This is a genomic window from Candidatus Binatia bacterium, from assembly GCA_029248525.1.
In the GTDB taxonomy this organism is placed as follows: domain Bacteria; phylum Desulfobacterota; class Binatia; order UBA12015; family UBA12015; genus UBA12015.
In genome coordinates this window covers 67,838-84,681 of sequence record JAQWJE010000048.1, presented here as the reverse complement: position 1 = coordinate 84,681, position 16,844 = coordinate 67,838, and the positions used below count along the sequence as shown (strand labels likewise).

Below are 16,844 nucleotides of genomic sequence, written 5' to 3'. Positions count from 1 at the left end.
GGTGAACCGGTCCGCCATGCCGTAGCGTCAGGGTATGAGTCGCACGTCTTCGGTTGAGCAGCCCTCTCCCTTGCTCGAGTATCTTTTCGCCGCCTGGCCCGAGGTGAAGAAGACTCAGGTGCGCCACTGGCTCAAGTTTCAATCCGTCCTTGTGAATGGCCGAGTTGTGACACAATTCGACCACGCGCTTCGCAAGGGCGATGAGGTAGCGATTCGCACGGATCGCTACGCGGTCCCGAAGACAGTTCTGAGCTTCGGGATGAAGGTGCATTTCGAGGATGCCGATATCATCGTGATCGACAAGCCTTCAGGTTTGTTGAGTATTGCCAGCGACTCGGAAAAGGAAAAGACCGCCTACTATCAACTCACCGATTATGTCCGCGGTGGAAGTAACCGCTCCAAGGAACGTGTATGGATCGTTCATCGCCTCGATCGGGACACTTCCGGGCTGATGGTCTATGCCAAAAATTTCGAGAGCAAGGAGACGCTGCAGGGAAACTGGGATCGATTCGAGAAGTACTACGAGGCCGTGGTCGAGGGCCGGATGCCCGAGACGGAGGGTACTTTCGCCTCTCATCTCGACGAGTCACATCGGCATCGAGTATTCAGCACACGCGAGACTGAACTTACGCGCTACGCGGTCACCCATTTTCGAGTTTTGGGAATGGGCCGGACACGCTCTCTGGTTGGATTGCGTTTGGAAACAGGTCGTCGTCATCAAATTCGGGTGCACCTTTCCGAAGCTGGTTTTCCGATTGTGGGTGACCTGAAGTACGAGGCCGCCACCAATCCCCTGCGCCGGTTGGTGCTGCATTCCTCCGAGCTGAAATTGCAACATCCGCGCACCGGCCGTTGGCTGCGCTTTCGGTCGCCTTTACCCCGCGATTTATCTCGTTTGGTGCGCTGAGCGTCGATCCCTGTGGCGTGGCTCGGCCCCGTCCCCCCGAAATCTTCTGGCGGGGCAGGGCTGGCACCTCCAAATTCGGTATTGCCGGACAGGACCGCAGGGCTCTATAATCGGGGCTCCGAGATCCGTAACGGATACTCCGACGAACCCTCTTCATGATCCCAGCCCTGAAAATGATCCCCCACTTGCTGTGCATAGCACTGCTTGTTCTGGTCGCGGGAACACCGAGTCTGAGTTTTGCGAAGGTTTATCTCGACAGCCAGGCCCCATGGCCCCGGAAACACTCGGACCATCGGAACACAGGCCAAACCAGCTACCCGGGGCCCATCGTCCCTGATCTCTCGGGTGGCAATCTTCCTGTGGGACAGGGGGGTCTCGTCTTTTACAAGTTTAACTACGATCTCCGAACGTCCCCTGCCGTCGGTCCTGATGGGACGGTGTATGCTGCCAATGGAACGACACCGATTTTTGCGATTCGTCCTGATGGAACCCTGAAGTGGGACACCGACGGGATTCGTGCCGGCGATTCCCTGCATTCATCGCCTGCTCTGGGACGCGAAACCCCCGGCGACCGCACCGTGATTTATATGGGTGAGCGCAACAATAAGCTCATTGCCATATCGGACGACGGCGAAGCTGGTTTTTCGACGGATTGGATGGTCAAATTCAGGGTCGACGGGGACATTACAGGCTCTCCGAATCTCGGTCTCGATGGAGATCAGCTCTATGCCAGTTGCGGCTGTGTCAACGGGGGTTACCTGGTTGCGTATCGAACCGAACCAGATCCCGATCTGATCCAGCAACCCCAACTCCCGGGGGTACCCGCCGGCGAAATTCCCTGGACAGCTGCTAATCGGGGAATGTCGGCCGTCGCGCCGGCGGTCAACGATAATCCCGGTGATCCCAATTACGGGGACGTCTATGTTCTCGACAGCGTGGGGAGCGTCGAAGTTTATTCCTCGGAAGGTGTCGAGCGTTGGAAGTCGGAGGGGCTTGGCCAGCAAAGCCAGAAGAGCGCTCCGGTGATCGCGCCTGATGGTGACGTCTTTCTTGCCACCGACCGCGGGGTTCATCGGGTGGTTCCCCCGGCGAGTGGCGTTCAAACCTTGGCTGTTGCATCGGATTGGTTTTTCCCGACAGTGGGTCGCGTCCGAGCGATTCCTGCCTATGCAGATTGTGTGAAAGCCGCTAACCCCGAAATCTGCGAGTTCAACGATACGCTCTACTTTGGGGATTCCGACGGATGGTTTTATGCCGTCGACGCGAACACCGGTTCTCTTGTCTGGTACCTGCAGTTGGGTCGCGCGATTACCGGATCAGCTATTATCGATCGCCACGGGATCGTCTATGTTGGCACGGAAGGCGATGCGACGGTTTTCGCATTGCGACCGAATCGCGGCGATTTGTCGAGGCGGCAAAGAATTCTGTGGCAGCATACGCTTGGAGGTCGGCTTCGTTTCCAAACCCCGGTGATCGGTGTTCTTCCGGAATATGATGCCAGCGGTGCGGTCATGCGCGATACCGAGACGGGTAGACTCGTGGGCCAGCCACGCTTGTACGTGGGCAGTCGTCATACTCTTTTCGCCATCACGGGTGAGCCGGGTCCGCCATCCGACCTGCCGGTTGACGAGGAATTACCAGTGGTCGGCGACGGTTGGGATCTTTTCGAAGCCGAGCGCATGCGCTTCCCCCGGCGAGTCCGGCTTGGCGTCAAGCGGCCGATGGTGCGGCAGAAGGTGAAGTTCCGGTTGCGCAATCAGAGCGCTCAGGCAGTGCGGGTCACATCCGATATGCTTTCGAGTCGAGTTCGTCTGGTGGCGGTGCCTCTCGATCCGGGTACAACCTGCACGAAGCCGATGATTGCTCTGGACCAAAGAAGTCTCTCCGTTGGCGGCAGCGGTTCCCGTGAACTGGGGCCCGGAGATGGACTGACTCTGCGCTACGAGATGGTTTTTTCCTGCGCGCCCGACCCCGAAATGACGAATCGTCGCGAGTCTCATGACGATTATTCGATCCGCGTGGAGTTGGTGGACTCTGACGGGCAGGTCCGTGATTTTCCCGCAGATCGTCTGGTGGATGTGATCGGGGATCCCCGAAGAATTTCGAGGCGCGAGGCTGCCATCGAGATCGCCGGCCGCTGATCCCGATGACAGTGCGGCGGTTCAGCTACCCTTGTGCATTTGCTGGGCGAGGTAGATCGACTCGCCCAGTTCGCCGATGAGGGACAACTGCGTTTCGAGAAAGTCGAGATGCTCTTCTTCGCTGACCAGGATATGCTCGAACAATTCGCGAGAACCCGTGTCGGCAGCTTCGAAAGCTGTCTTGACAGAATTCTGGAGCCGCGCGATTGCATCGACCTCAAGAGCGAGGTCGCTTTCCAGTTGCTCCTTGACGGTTTCGCCAACCCCTACTTTGTTCAGGCGCTGCAGGTTGGGAATGCCGTCGAGGTAGAGGATGCGCTCGATCAGATTGTCCGCGTGTTTCATCTCTCCGATTGACTCTTCCCGGCTGTGTGCGGCGAGTCTCTCGTAGCCCCAGTTTTGCTGCATGCGGTAGTGAACGAAGTATTGGTTCACCGCGGTCAGCTCCGAGGTCAGTACGTCGTTAAGCGCTTCGATTACTTTCTTGTTGCCCTTCATCTTGCAGTCTCCTTGGCGGGTAAAAAAAATTACAAATCAACGTTAGCAGGCGGGCCCGACCGGGAGAAGTTTCATCAGTCAGAATTATACAAAAAATAAGATTGACACTGAAAATCAATTTCAAAAAACGACCACGCGACCGTCTTTCTGTCGGACGGATTGCTTCCTGGTCAATCGCCCACTGACTGTGAAAATCAATTTCATAAATCGGCGCATGACGGCCGATCGGAATCGAACAAAAAAAAGAGGCGTGGAGCTTTTGCTCCACGCCTCTTTTGCTTCGCGATGAACAGCGAAGTCGAACTTACATCATGCCGGGCATACCGCCCATGCCGCCACCAGGCATGCCGCCAGGCATACCACCCATGGCTCCGCCGCCGCCCTCTTCAGGCTTCTCGGCGATCATGGCTTCCGTGGTCAACAGCAAGCCGGCTACCGATGCTGCATTCTGCAGCGCGGTGCGCACGACCTTGGTCGGATCGATGATGCCGGCCTTGAGGAGATCCTCGTACTTTCCGGCAGCAGCATTGAATCCATTGGATCCCTTGGAGCTACTGACGCGATCGAGAACGATCGAAGGCTCTTCCCCGGCGTTGCTGGAGATCCAGCGCAGCGGAGCCTCGCAGGCACGCTTGACGATTTGCACGCCGACCGCCTCTTCCTCTGTTGCGACTTCGAGCTTGTCGAGGCCACGCGAGGAGCGGAGCAGAGCAACACCGCCTCCAGGGACGATGCCTTCTTCCACGGCCGCACGGGTTGCGTGGAGTGCGTCTTCGACGCGAGCCTTCTTCTCCTTCATCTCGACTTCTGTCGCCGCACCAACCTGCACGACAGCCACGCCGCCGACCAACTTGGCGAGACGCTCCTGGAGCTTCTCGCGGTCGTAGTCGGAAGTGGTCTCTTCGATCTGATTCCGGATCTGGCTGACGCGACCTTGAATGTCGCCACGCTTGCCTGCGCCGTCAATGATCGTGGAGTTGTCCTTGTCGATCACGACCCGCTTCGCGGTGCCGAGGTCGTTCAAGGTGACATTGTCGAGCTTGAGGCCGAGTTCTTCGGCGATGACTTTGCCGCCCGTGAGGATGGCGATGTCTTCGAGCATGGCCTTGCGGCGATCGCCAAAGCCAGGTGCCTTGACTGCGGCGCACTGCAGGGTGCCGCGAATCTTGTTCACCACCAAAGTGGCGAGAGCTTCGCCATCAATGTCTTCGGCAACGATCACGAAGGGCTTGCCGGTTTTGGCAATCTGCTCGAGAATCGGGAGCAGGTCCTTCATATTGGAGATTTTCTTCTCATGGATGAGGAGGAAAGCGTCCTCAAAAACGGTCTCCATGCGATCGGGGTCGGTCACGAAGTAGGGCGAGAGGTAGCCGCGGTCAAACTGCATGCCTTCGACGACTTCGAGGGTCGTCTCAAGTCCCTTGGCTTCTTCGACCGTGATGACGCCATCCTTGCCGACCTTGTCCATGGCCTCGGCGATGATGCCGCCGATTGTCGGATCACTGTTGGCCGAGATTGTACCAACCTGAGCGATTTCCTTCTGGTCCTTGGTGGGCTTGGACAGCTTGTGCAGGCTCTTGCTGACCTGCTCTACGGCCACGTCGATGCCGCGCTTGAGCGACATGGGATCGTGTCCGGCGGCGACCATCTTGGCACCTTCGGTGAAAATAGCTCGCGCGAGCACCGTAGCGGTGGTCGTGCCGTCGCCCGCGACGTCAGAGGTCTTGGATGCAACCTCTTTCACCATCTGGGCTCCCATATTTTCGAATTTGTCTTCGAGTTCGATCTCCTTGGCCACCGTGACACCATCTTTGGTGATATTGGGGGCCCCGAAGGACTTCTCAATGACGACATTGCGGCCCTTTGGGCCGAGGGTCACCGTGACCGCGTCGGCGAGGACGTTAACGCCCTCCAAAACCTTTTCGCGGGCATCGCTGCCGAATTTGACGATTTTAGCACTCATCGTTGTCTGCTTTCTCCAAAAGTAAAAGGGCTATTCGAGGACGCCGAGGATGTCATCCTCGCGCAAGATGAGATGATCATCACCTTCGAGCTTGATTTCGGTACCCGCATATTTACCAAAAAGGATGCGATCACCCTTTTTGACGTCGAGCGGGTGAACTTTCCCATCTTCGCCGACTTTGCCCTTGCCCACGGCCACGATCTTGCCCTCCTGGGGCTTCTCTTTGGCTGTATCGGGGATGATGATGCCCCCCTTGGTTGTAGCTTCCTCGTCGACCCGCAGTACGATGACGCGGTCCTGCAACGGACGGATTTTCATGTGGCTCCCTCTCCTTTCAAACGATCCTGATTCAGGATGAAAATCAGTAAAATCTTGGTTTTTCAGATAAACGCCGCTCCAACGTGCGAACGGATTTACCGCGACGCGGGGGTTTTAATCACGAACCCCCGCCTGTCAAGGTGAATCTTTGCAAAGAAATCATCAGCGACGAGTTCTTTGCATCTCCTCCTCGTAATATTGACGATACAAAACTTCATATTCGGCGCTGCCTTCGGGAACATTTCGCCCCAAAGAACTGATCTTTTGGGCGACTTTCACGTGCAGACCTGCCTCTGTGTCGAGATGTTTCGTCAAAGTTTTTTTGATTTCATTGCGGGCCAATCGATCGTTGGCCACCTTGATTCCCGCGCCCTGAATCGCCTCCAGAGTCTTGTGGGCGAGATGCGATGCCTGATCTTCCGTGAATCGCATCGTTTCAGAGCGGAAAACCGCGTTCCTTGGCGAGACGTTGTTTGATCATCAGAGTCACTTTGCGGGTGTCCAGGCCAACCGCGTCTCGGCCGGCCGCCTTGAGGTGCTGGGCGGCCATTTGGGCTGCGTCCTTCTCCAGAGCCGCTTCTTCGCCAAAATAAGCCTTCAAGGCCTTGGAAACAGCGGTAATCGCCGGGTCGAGCCCGTCTCCCGGGGGAATTTGGGGAATTTGGTCGGCGCGCACCAGATCGTAGACGATCGTGCGGGAGACACCCATGATTTCCTGCGATGAAAGAGGCAAAGTTTGCTCCGAGCGGCCCACGAACGGGCCCCCCTTCGAGCTAACACCGGGGGGCGGGTTTGCAACTGGAGAGAGCGCACGCGAGAGTTCTCCGAGGCTAATCTGAAGGCATCCGATGAAGACCAAAGGAAACAGAGCCCGTGCATTGGTTGCCGGGGACAGGATTGCGGTTGTCGCACCCTCGGGGCCGGTGGATCGGATCGCTCTGGCCGCCGGCATCGCGGTGCTGGAGGACGCCGGTTTTGTCGTGGAGATGCCGCGGGAACGGCCTCCCTGGCGGATTTTTTCCGGAACGGATGAAGAACGTCTGGACGAACTTCAGGCGGCTCTCGATGCCCCGGAGATTCAGGCGGTTTGGCTGGCCCGCGGTGGCTACGGGTTGAATCGCATTTTGCCCATGCTGCGACTGTCCGATCCTCTTCTGGCTCGAAAATGGGTCATCGGCTTCAGCGATGCCACGGCTCTATTGACGGCCGTCGAAGCCGCCGGGGGGCACGCGATCCACGGGCCGATGGTCGCCCACGATCTCGTCCGTGAAGCCGAGGGCGCAGGTTTCAGGCATTTACTGGACCTGACGGCCGGCCGCGGGTGGTCCGTCCCGATTCCGACCATTTTCCATCCCGGGCAGGCCACCGGTCCGATGCGCGGGGGGTGTCTTACCGTGCTTGCCTCGCTGCTGGGAACGCCGGCGGCCCCGGTGTTCGACGGCAGCATCGCCCTTCTGGAAGACCACCATGAGGCGCCGCAGCGCCGAGTGGACCGGTTGCTGATTCAGCTGCGCCAATCCGGGGCCCTCGACGGTGTTCGCGGTCTCGTTTTCGGGGCAATGGATGGCTGCGGTTCGCCAGCAGAACTTCGAGAGACGATTCTCGATTGCCTCGGGGACCTCGAGGTGCCGATCGGCTTTGGCGCTGCGGTAGGCCACGGGTCCTCGAACCTGGCAGTCCCTCTGGGAGCGACGGCCCAACTATCCCTGTCCGCCGACACGGGAGGCCGATTGATCGGCCGGGAAGACGGCTCCGTCGGATGAATTTCTCTCGGGTGGACGAAGCCTTGCAGGAGGCCGTGCGCAGCCGTGTCTTTCCCGGGGCCGTTTTGCGTGTGAGCCATCGCGGGGACCTGGTTTACGAAAAGGCCGTCGGATCCCGCAATCTGGAACTGCCGGAGGCGCCGGTTGCTGTGGAGACAGTGTTCGATCTGGCTTCGCTCACCAAGCCGCTTGCGACCACGATCGCGATTTTGATGTTGGTGCGTGATCGTCGTCTGGATCTGGATGAGCGGGTGGCCCGCTATCTCCCCCATTTCGGAGTTTTCGGCAAAAGCGGCGTCACGATCCGGCATCTGCTCAACCATTCCTCCGGACTGGCCGCTCATCGGCCATATTTTCGCGAGGCCAGCGGCCTGGGGCGACTGAATTTCATCGGGAGTCGAGAGGCCCGCGCCTGGGTCTATGAGCAGGTCCAGCGGGAAAGACCGGAGGCAGCGCCCGGCAAGCAGGTGATCTACAGCGACTTGGGCTTTCTTGCACTCGGGCAGCTGGTGGAGAACGCCAGTGCGATGTCTCTGGATCAGTTCTGCCATCGGCGGATCTTTGGTCCTGCGAGACTCGAGGCGCTGGGATATATCGATCTGACGATGGTTCGAGCAGGCCGAGTCGAGCCGGTATCGGACCGGATTGCCGCGACATCGGCCTGTGCGTGGCGCGGGCAGACGCTTTGCGGCGAGGTCGAGGACGAGAATGCCTGGCTGATGGCCGGAGTCGCCGGGCATGCCGGCCTCTTCGGCACAGCGGAGGATGTGGACCGGCTGGCGAGCGTGATTGAAGCGGCTGGCCGGGGGCAGGGGGACCTGCTTCCACGGGAACTCGTGCGAGAAATGTGGACGATCGACGATACAGTTCCGGGTTCGACGCGGACTTTGGGCTGGGATACGCCGGCCGCGAGAAATTCGGCTGCGGGAGGCAGGATGTCTCCGCATACGGTCGGTCATCTCGGGTTTACCGGGACTTCGCTTTGGCTGGATCTCGAGCAGCGGGTGCATATCGTGCTGTTGAGCAACCGAGTTCATCCCTCGCGTGACAATAATCGAATCCGGGAATGGCGCCCGAGGATTCACGACCTCGTGATGGAGGCTCTGGGTTGAGTTCGGTCCGGGATATTCATCTCACAGCGATCGGCGGGGTCGGTATGACCGCCCTGGCGGGTTTGCTTTGCTCGCTCGGGCATCGCGTGCGCGGCTCGGATCTCGAGGTTTATCCGCCGGCAAGCGAGGAATTAGCGAGACTCGGAGTAAATGTGGCGCGCGGCTATCGGGGCGAGAACCTGAACCCGCGACCGGATTTGGTCGTCATGGGCAACGCGATTTCCCGTGATAATCCCGAAGCGATTGCGGCGCGTGAGGCGGATATCGAAACACTGTCGATGCCGCAGGCGCTGGCGCGGTTTTGCCTGCCGGAGCGAGTGCCGCTGGTGTTGGCGGGCACTCATGGGAAAACCACATCCTCAACCTTTCTTGCGTGGGTCCTGCAGCAAGCGGGCCGGGATCCCGGCTGGTTTATCGGGGGCGCTCCTCTGGACCTTCCAGGGCCCTGTGCCATCGGCACCGGAAGTCCCTTTGTCCTGGAAGGTGACGAGTACGACTCGGCATATTTCGACAAGGGGCCCAAGTTTCTTCATTACCAACCACAAGGCGTCGTGCTCACATCCGTCGAGTTCGATCACGCGGACATCTACAGAGATCTCGCTCATGTCCAGTCGAGCTTTGCCGACCTCCTCGCGTTGCTGTCGGACGAGGCGCCTCTGGTTGTCAGCGCGGATTACCCGGCGGGGATCGAAGTCGCGCAGGCGAGTGGGCATGATTTTGTCAGTTTCGCGGAAGGGGCGCCCGCAGATTGGCAGATTTCGGGGCTTGCGGATGGCCCTGAGGGACTCCGCTTTCGTGCCGAAGGCCCGGGTGAATCGATCGATTTCGTGACCCCCATGCTCGGCGCGATGAATGCGCGCAACCTGCTCGGTGTGGCCCTTCTGGCGCGTGCCTTCGACGTCTCGACAGATGTGATTTGCGAAGCTGCGGCGAGTTTTCACGGGGTGCGGCGACGCCAGGAAGTGGTGGTCGATGGCTCGATCACGCTCGTGGACGATTTCGCTCATCATCCCACCTCGATCGCACTGGCACTGGCGGCGGTGCGCAGCCGTTTCCCCGAGAGGCGTCATTGGGCCTTGTTCGATCCGCGCTCCAATACGACGCGTCGAAGCATCTTCCAGAACGAGATCACTCAGTCTCTCGCCGGTGCGGATTGTGTCTGTATCGGCCCCGTCAACCGCCCGGAATTGCTTGCGGACGACGAGAGGTTTTCGCCCGAGACCGCCATCGAACAACTCGAGGCACGGGGAGCAAAAGGTTTCGTCTGCAAGGATCCCGATGAAATCTACGATCACCTTCGACAGGAGGTTCGCGAAGGCGACGTGGTCACGATTCTTTCCAATGGAGCCTTCGGTGGTCTGCGCCAGCGATTGGCGGAGTGGCTGGGGGAAACCGATGGCGCGTGAGCGCAAGCAGCGCCTCCTGCAGGGCCTGCGTCAATGGTGGCGTGAGCAAAGCAGAGATCGGGCCTCGGGAGCCTCGGGGTTCTCGCAGGATGCGCCCCCGTCGCCGGCCGTGCAGTTGACGCGGGACAGAGCCGCGGCAGCCGATTGCCGCGAGGATGCCGTGCTGATTCTTTCCCATACGGACCCTCAGGTCAGTGTCTCCGGCGTCGACCGTTTTGTGCGCGCGGAGATCGAGGCCCTCGAGAAGGAGGGTTTTTTGGTCTGGGTGCTCTCGCCGCGCGCGGGACTGACGCCGCGGACTTATACCTGGCGCCGCGGCAAGGATCTGATTGCTGACCATTGCTCGAGAGAGTTTGTGCAATCGGAGGTGGAAGCGCTGCTGGCTACGGGCCGGGTCCGTGCCACGGCCATCCATCACCTTCTTGGGTTCGAACCTGAGTTGCTCGAGGCGCTGGGCACTTTTTCCGGGACCGATAAAATTCTCGTCTACCTACACGACGAACATGTTGTGCAGTTCCGGAACCTCGCTGGTGAGTTCTCGTTTCTGGCGCGAAATTTTGGCTGGGACGAGACGACCTTTGCCGAACTGCTGCCCCGGATCCAGACCGCGGCTGATCGTTTATTGGGGGCGGCCGACGAGGTGCTGCTGCCTTCGGCGGCCCTGCACGATCACCTTGCTGCAGCGTTGCAACGTCTCGACGGGGTAGCGGGCAGATGCCGCGTGGTGCCGGAAGTGATCTTCACCCCCTATCGGGAGAAGGATCCGCTCCCTCATACCAAGCCGAGACTCGCCTATCTGGGGCATGCATTGCCCAATAAGGGTTGGTTGGTCTGGCAAGGTCTGCTCGCGGACCCCGAGGTGCGGGCCAGGTTCGAAATTTTCCATATCGGCGACGCGCAAGGCGCCACCACCGCGGGCGTGGAAACTGTCCCGTACTCGACTTGTGATGGAAACCCGTATGCTTCCGTCGCACTCCTGCAGGACCATGAGATCGATCTGGTGCTGCTCTGGTCCACGGTGGTCGAGTCTGCCAGCTACACGATGGCCGAGGCACACGCGGCCGGGGTCCCTGTTTTGACCGGGCGTGCCAGCGGAAACATCGCGGCCTCGGTTGCATCTGGCGATGTCCTTGGCCGGGTTTTCGAGAATGAAGCCGCCTTGCGAGGGTTTCTGCTCGATCCTGGCGATGTCGATTCTCTGGTGACGGCAGGCGCCGCGCAACCGCTCCGAGTGATGCACCACCAGTCGTTCCTGTCGCGAATGCTGGCCGAGGCGCGCGTATGATTGTCACCACCAGTTGCTGCAGCAACTATCTGGCGAAAGCTGCGACGTTGGCCGCGACGGTCAAGAGCGTGATGCCGGACGTGACATTTGTGGTCTGTCTGGTCGAGCGTGAAGTTCCCTCCGAGGCGGCGACCATCGAGGCATTCGATCGAGTCATGCTGGCGCGGGATCTGGGTTTCGATAATTTCGAAAACTTTCTGTTCCCGCACGATATTGTCGAGGCCTCCACCGCGGTGAAGGGACGCCTTCTGCAGGTTTTGCTTGAAGAGGAAGCGACACGACGAGGCCCCGGCGGGCGCGGGGTCCTCTATCTGGACCCCGATGTGCAGGTGTTCTCGCGGTTGGCTGAGGTGGAACAATTGCTCGGTGGCGGTGCCGAGATCATTCTGACCCCGCACCTCACCTCGCCAGAAGAGAAAGAAACTCGAGAGGCCACCCTCGACGCGATCGTGCAGAACGAACTCTGCGCGTTGCGCCATGGCGTATTCAACCTGGGCTTTCTGGCGCTCGGTCCGGGGCGCGAAAGTCGGCAATTTCTCTCCTGGTGGGCTTCTCGGCTGCATGATTTTTGCCTGGATGCGATCGAAGACGGTCTCTTCACGGACCAAAAATGGATTGATCTTGCCCCCGGGTTCTTCAACACGACGATCCTGCGCCATCCCGGCTACAACGTCGCTCCATGGAACTTCTCGACCCGACCGATCACCCGACGCCAGGGCCTTTTCGAGGCGAGTGGCGAGCCGTTGCGCTTTCTTCATTTCTCGGGCATCGACGCCGGCAGTTTCGAGGCGATGCGCGCACATTTTCTCGGAGAAGCCGACGAGGTCGTGGCGGGACTCCTCGCGGATTATCAGGCCTTGCTGATGTCTCATGGCCAGCAGGACTGGGGCGGCCGGGGTTGGAGTTATGGCCACTATCTATCGGGCGAGAGGATTGCACCGGATGCGCGTCGTCGTTTCCGCGCCAGCGATTCTCTGCGGCAGCGCATTCGAGATCCATTCCTGCATTCGAATCGGGCGCTCGGCCAGGAGCCTCCGGCTTGATCTGGAGCACTCGGGACCTGATCTCACGCCTTGGAGCGACGTTGTTGCCGCCCCGCGCAGGTTATCGGTTCGCCGGCCAGCGACGCCCGGATGACGCTGGCGCGATCGAGATCCGGGTAGCGGCCGAAGTGGCGCGGGTTCTGGGGGACGAGGAGCTGGGGGCTCGGGCCGGGGAGGGGTTCCTCGGCTCGTTGGCCTGTGATGATCTCGACGCCCTGACCTCTGTGAGTTGGCCACAAATCATGCGGCTGCGCAGTTTCCGCGTCGAAGGAAGCGCGAACCTGCCGGCCGCAGGGCCGGTCATTATGGCCAGCTTTCATCTCGGTGGCGGCTTTCGCGTGTTCGATGCCCTCATCGCCCACGGCCTGCGTCCGGCATTTCTGCGCCAGCCATTCGGAGGCAGTCCGTCGGCTTACGAACGGACGATCGAGGCGGCGCGTGCTCGTTATTTCGAGACGCATCTGGGAGAGCGCCTGATCGCGGTCGGCCCTGAAGCTCGAACCCGTCTGGAGTCTCATCTGGAGTCCGGCGGCGCGGCCGTCGCACTTCTGGATGTGGCGCCGGCGTCTCTGGGCCTGCGCGATCGGGCGCGCGTGTCCTTTCTCGGCCGCGAGATCGAGTTGGCCGCAGGCTTGATGCGGCTCGCCAGCCGCTTGCAGATCCCGGTCCTGCCCTACGATGGTCGCATCGAAGATGGGCGACGCGTGTTGACCTTCCACCCCGCCCATCGCGCCGAGGACCCTCAGGAGTTGCTGCAGGCGACGATCGCGAGCCTCGAGGGGGTCGTGCGGGAGAGGCCGTGGGATTGGCAGGGCTGGTTGGACGTCGAGCGGTTTTTTGCCGCTGCAGACGCTCAATAGAGTCGCGGCGGTGGGGCGTTGCTCCCGTAGAGCTGTCGATAGATGCGATAGTTTTCCAGCACGGCCTTTACGTATTTTCGCGTCTCCCGGTACGAGATCAATTCCACATATTCATCGCCGGACCGGTCGCCGCTGCGCGTCTCCCAACGCGCGACGGCCTTCGGTCCGCCATTATAAGCAGCGAGAGCCGGGATGAGGCGACCGTCATATTTTCTCAGCAATTGCGCGAGGTAGCGCGAGCCCAGATCGACGTTGGTCCGTGCGACGGCAAGTTCCTCGGTCGTCACCGGACGACCGGCGAGTTCTTTTGCGGTCGCGGGCATCAACTGCATGAGCCCGAAGGCGCCCACGGGTGAACGAGCTCGTTCTTCAAAGAGGCTTTCGCGGCGCGATAGAGAAGCCAGAAGAAGCGGGTCGAGACCGTAGCGTTTGCCGGCACGGGTGAATTCTTCCGCGTGGGCTTGCGGGTGGATCGCGGTGGCCAGCCCCTTCTCGCCGCGCGCCTCGCGGGCGCGCGCGATGCGGATCGATCGCCCCCACGCCCCGATTTGGGCATAGGCCTCCATCAGAAATGCAGTGTTGCCGGTCTCGGCCCGAACCGCATCGAGTTCCCGCTCCGCAGATGCCGGGAGCCCGAGCTCTGCCAGCAAACGCGCTTTGGCAAGGTGCGTCTGCGCGGTGGTGCTGTTCGGCGGACTCGGAGTGCCGGCCGGTTTTATGCCCGAAGTCGTCGTCGAGATTTGTGCGCCTGCGGTATCCAGCCACCAGCTGTAGTAGCCGGTGGGGTCGCTTCGGAGGAGTTGCTGGTCGATTTTTCGCGCGATCCGATCCTTTTTCATGGCCTCCAGCGCGCGTGCTCGCCAATAGACACCAGCGGCATTGGCGCCGAGTTGTCGCCAGGCCTCTGCTGCTCCCGGATAATCGCCGTCGAGATAGAGAACGAACCCCTGGCGCCAGGCCGCGGTTTCGGCAACGCGGCTCGAGGGGTGGTTCGCCAGAATTTCGCGATAGCGCTTTGCTGCCAGCGGCATATCGCCCGCTGACTCCGCGATGCGGGCCAGGGCGTGAGTGGCATCGGACCGTTTTCGGTGGTTCGGGAACTTTGCCAGATAGGATCGGTAATCGTCGCGAGCGGCGCGGTCCTCGTCCCGGTTCCAGGCACGCCGTGCTCGCCCATAGAGGGCATCGCCCGCAAGGTCGGCAGGCTTTCCCCGGGCAATCAGGGCGTCGGTGAGCTTTGTGGCGGCAGCGGTATTGCCGGTCGCCCGGTGGGAGGCGGCGGCCAGCGTTTCGGTTTCTGCGCGGAGCCGATCCGGTGTTGATCTCGCGAGGAGCGGCTGCAACGATCGAAGCGCTGCCCGGGGATCCCCGCTCTTGAGTCTCGCCCGGGCCAAAGCGAGCTGGAAGGAGGATTCGTCCGTGCCGAGTTTTTGCGGACCCAGAACGGCCAGTTCCTCGCGCAGTTCACTGGCGCGCTTGCCTTCTTTTCCCCGGAGACCCGCCAGCTCCAGCGTCAGGTCCCACGCCGCCGACAGCTGGTTGTTTGCCGCCAGAGCCCGGGCGCGCCCGAGGCGAGCCACGCTCCGTGTGCCGGCTGACCCTGTGCGGATGGCCTGATCGAAATCGCGCAGCGCCTTTGCCGGTTTTCGGTCGTCCAACACGAGGTTGCCGCGAAGCACCAGAGCATCGCTGACCCAGATACTGTCGGGGTGGTCCTGCAAAAGTCTGGCCAGATGCTTTTGCGCCAGCCCCGGTTCGTCCTGCTCGATTTCCATGCGGGCCGAGTAGAAAAGAGCATGATCCTGAAGCAGCGGAAGGCTGTCGATACTCGCCTCGAAGGCCTGCCGTGCCTGGATGCGATCGCCGTTGCGTGCGCTCTGATGTGCCTGAGCGAATCTCTGGCTGGCGGAGGCCTGCGGATCGGTGGGTGCGGCCTCGAGGAGTCTTGGTGCAAGCACCAGCAGAATGGTCAGGGAAATAGCGAGTCTGCCGGGGTTACCAATGGACGTCATATATTTGTGCTCGCGGCCTCGGCCTCGGCCTCGGTGCGTTGTTCGCGGTGACGGGCCAGCCGGCGATCCCGGAGAGCGGTGGCGAGGCTGCGCATATCGGCTACCCGATCGCTTTCATCGATAATCTCGACTCCGAGGATCGTCTCCATCAAGTCCTCCAGAGTGACGACCCCGCTGACCCCGCCAAATTCATCGACGGCCATGGCCAGGTGCTCTTGTTGGGTCAGGAAATGGCGGAGGGCAGCCGAGAGGGAAGCGGTTTCGGGCAGAAAGTGGATCTCGCGGAGAAAGTCGATCAGCGGGGCTTCCCGGCGGGCGCCGCGTGCCGCGGCGAGAAGGACCTCGCGTTGGAGGAGGTAGCCGATGACACGGTCGCGATTTTCCGCAAACAAGGGAATGCGGGAGATCGCACTGGTTTCGGGATGATCCAGGAGGTCGCCGAGTGTGGCGGTGGATGGCAGCATGACCGTCACCGTTCGGGGAGTCATGACATCGCCGACCTGGACTGAATCGAATTGCAGCACATTGTGGAAGACGGCGCTTTGCTCGGTTTCCAGAGCGCCTTCACGCGTGGCCATGCCGACGAGTGCGGCGAGCTCTCCTCGCGAGATCGGGTTCTTCCGTGCGGGCGCGATCCACCGGGTGATGATTCGCGTGACGGCCAGTATCGGGGCGAGCAACTTCGTCAGGATGCGGAGACTGGATGCGACAAAAGGTACAAACCGGGAGGCGTAGACCGTTCCGAGGGTCTTGGGGATGATTTCCGTAAACAGCAGGACCAGCAATGTCAGAATTGCCGAGAATGCGCCGACCCAGGCGCTGCCGAAAACAACGGCCGCCTGTGCGCCTGCCAGAGCCGCACCAATGGTATGCGCGATCGTGTTGAGAATCAGGATTGCCGAGATCGCGTCATCGAGGCGGTCCTGTTTCAGGCTGAGCAGCAAGGCGGCGCCTTTTTGTCCCGCATTCCGACGCTCCTCGAGTTCGGTGACCCGGACGGAGAGAATCGTTGCTTCGAGAATGGAGCATACGAAGGAAACGGAGAGGGCGGAACCTACGTAGGCCGCCAATAAAGTCGCGTCTAGATTCAAAATAACCGGTTGCCCGACCGGAACGGGGTCGGAGTCGCTGTTCTTACCTGAGCCGCTTGGATGGGGCTACCGGGCGGCCGTCTTTTCCGCGGGTTTTACCGAAACAGCCAAAACGGTTGCATTGACGGGATGGTGCGTTTAATTACGCCCACCACGTCGGTTTTCTCATATGGGGCGGAACTCTCCGTCATCTCGTTGTTTTGCAGCGAGGATGAGGCACTGATTGGATCAAGGAAAATTTTGTTAAGTTTTGGCGAAACGACTCGGTCGCGGATGGATTTTTGGCATTTTGGTTTAAAAGTCGAAGAAAACTGCGTTAGCCGTCTCACTGGGGGGAACTTCGGGCCCTTTCAGCGCATAATTCGCTTGAACGACTCGTGAAAACCGGGCAAATCGGAGGATAACGCGGCATCAAGGCGTGCGGGCTTTCAACGCCCCGATCTTT

The 16,844-nt window shown here is 60.5% G+C and carries 15 protein-coding genes; 8 read left to right on the top strand and 7 right to left on the bottom strand.

The window, feature by feature from the left end; all coding sequences use genetic code 11:
- Window positions 1-34 precede the first annotated feature (34 nt).
- Window positions 35-907: an RluA family pseudouridine synthase gene (locus P8K07_12370; GenBank protein ID MDG1959310.1), complete on the top strand. Its 873-nt coding sequence runs from the start codon at window positions 35-37 to the stop codon at window positions 905-907.
- 173 nt (window positions 908-1,080) lie between these two features.
- Window positions 1,081-3,048: a PQQ-binding-like beta-propeller repeat protein gene (locus P8K07_12365; protein ID MDG1959309.1), complete on the top strand. Its 1,968-nt coding sequence runs from the start codon at window positions 1,081-1,083 to the stop codon at window positions 3,046-3,048.
- 21 nt (window positions 3,049-3,069) lie between these two features.
- On the opposite strand, the gene bfr is transcribed toward P8K07_12365, so the two are convergent.
- The 5 genes from bfr to P8K07_12340 form a co-directional block, all read right to left on the bottom strand.
- A complete protein-coding gene (bfr, locus tag P8K07_12360) occupies window positions 3,070-3,546 on the bottom strand; it encodes a bacterioferritin (GenBank protein ID MDG1959308.1) in 477 nt (158 codons plus the stop codon).
- Between the two features lie 304 nt (window positions 3,547-3,850).
- The gene (gene groL / locus P8K07_12355; GenBank protein ID MDG1959307.1) at window positions 3,851-5,509 is read right to left on the bottom strand and encodes a chaperonin GroEL; all 1,659 of its coding nucleotides are present in this window, start codon (window positions 5,507-5,509) and stop codon (window positions 3,851-3,853) included.
- A gap of 30 nt (window positions 5,510-5,539) precedes the next feature.
- The gene (groES, locus tag P8K07_12350) at window positions 5,540-5,827 is read right to left on the bottom strand and encodes a co-chaperone GroES (GenBank protein MDG1959306.1); all 288 of its coding nucleotides are present in this window, start codon (window positions 5,825-5,827) and stop codon (window positions 5,540-5,542) included.
- 162 nt (window positions 5,828-5,989) lie between these two features.
- Window positions 5,990-6,259 carry a DUF507 family protein gene (locus P8K07_12345; protein ID MDG1959305.1) on the bottom strand — a complete coding sequence of 90 codons (270 nt, stop codon included), beginning with the start codon at window positions 6,257-6,259 and terminating at the stop codon, window positions 5,990-5,992.
- A 4-nt stretch (window positions 6,260-6,263) separates the two neighbouring features.
- A complete protein-coding gene (locus P8K07_12340) occupies window positions 6,264-6,536 on the bottom strand; it encodes a hypothetical protein (GenBank protein ID MDG1959304.1) in 273 nt (90 codons plus the stop codon).
- A 139-nt stretch (window positions 6,537-6,675) separates the two neighbouring features.
- On the opposite strand from P8K07_12340, the gene P8K07_12335 reads away from it, so the two are divergent.
- The 6 genes from P8K07_12335 to P8K07_12310 are packed head-to-tail and all read left to right on the top strand — an operon-like array spanning window position 6,676 to window position 13,296.
- Window positions 6,676-7,590 carry an LD-carboxypeptidase gene (locus P8K07_12335; protein ID MDG1959303.1) on the top strand — a complete coding sequence of 305 codons (915 nt, stop codon included), beginning with the start codon at window positions 6,676-6,678 and terminating at the stop codon, window positions 7,588-7,590.
- A complete protein-coding gene (locus P8K07_12330) occupies window positions 7,587-8,702 on the top strand; it encodes a serine hydrolase (GenBank protein MDG1959302.1) in 1,116 nt (371 codons plus the stop codon). Before P8K07_12335 ends, P8K07_12330 begins: the two co-directional genes overlap by 4 nt.
- Complete coding sequence (locus P8K07_12325; GenBank protein MDG1959301.1) at window positions 8,699-10,108, top strand: Mur ligase domain-containing protein; 1,410 nt, start codon at window positions 8,699-8,701, stop codon at window positions 10,106-10,108. Before P8K07_12330 ends, P8K07_12325 begins: the two co-directional genes overlap by 4 nt.
- Window positions 10,098-11,393 (top strand): hypothetical protein, encoded by a 1,296-nt coding sequence (locus P8K07_12320; protein ID MDG1959300.1) that lies wholly within the window; start codon window positions 10,098-10,100, stop codon window positions 11,391-11,393. The genes P8K07_12325 and P8K07_12320 overlap by 11 nt, the downstream gene beginning before the upstream one ends.
- Complete coding sequence (locus P8K07_12315) at window positions 11,390-12,436, top strand: hypothetical protein (GenBank protein ID MDG1959299.1); 1,047 nt, start codon at window positions 11,390-11,392, stop codon at window positions 12,434-12,436. Before P8K07_12320 ends, P8K07_12315 begins: the two co-directional genes overlap by 4 nt.
- Window positions 12,433-13,296: a hypothetical protein gene (locus tag P8K07_12310; GenBank protein ID MDG1959298.1), complete on the top strand. Its 864-nt coding sequence runs from the start codon at window positions 12,433-12,435 to the stop codon at window positions 13,294-13,296. The genes P8K07_12315 and P8K07_12310 overlap by 4 nt, the downstream gene beginning before the upstream one ends.
- Here P8K07_12310 and P8K07_12305 read toward each other — a convergent pair.
- Both P8K07_12305 and P8K07_12300 read right to left on the bottom strand, forming a co-directional pair.
- Entirely contained in the window at window positions 13,290-15,308 is a 2,019-nt protein-coding gene (locus tag P8K07_12305; GenBank protein MDG1959297.1) for a transglycosylase SLT domain-containing protein, read from the bottom strand. The two genes, P8K07_12310 and P8K07_12305, sit on opposite strands and share 7 nt — an antisense overlap.
- Window positions 15,305-16,399, bottom strand: coding sequence for a CNNM domain-containing protein (locus tag P8K07_12300; GenBank protein MDG1959296.1), 1,095 nt, complete (start codon window positions 16,397-16,399; stop codon window positions 15,305-15,307). Before P8K07_12300 ends, P8K07_12305 begins: the two co-directional genes overlap by 4 nt.
- Between the last annotated feature and the right edge of the window lie 445 nt (window positions 16,400-16,844).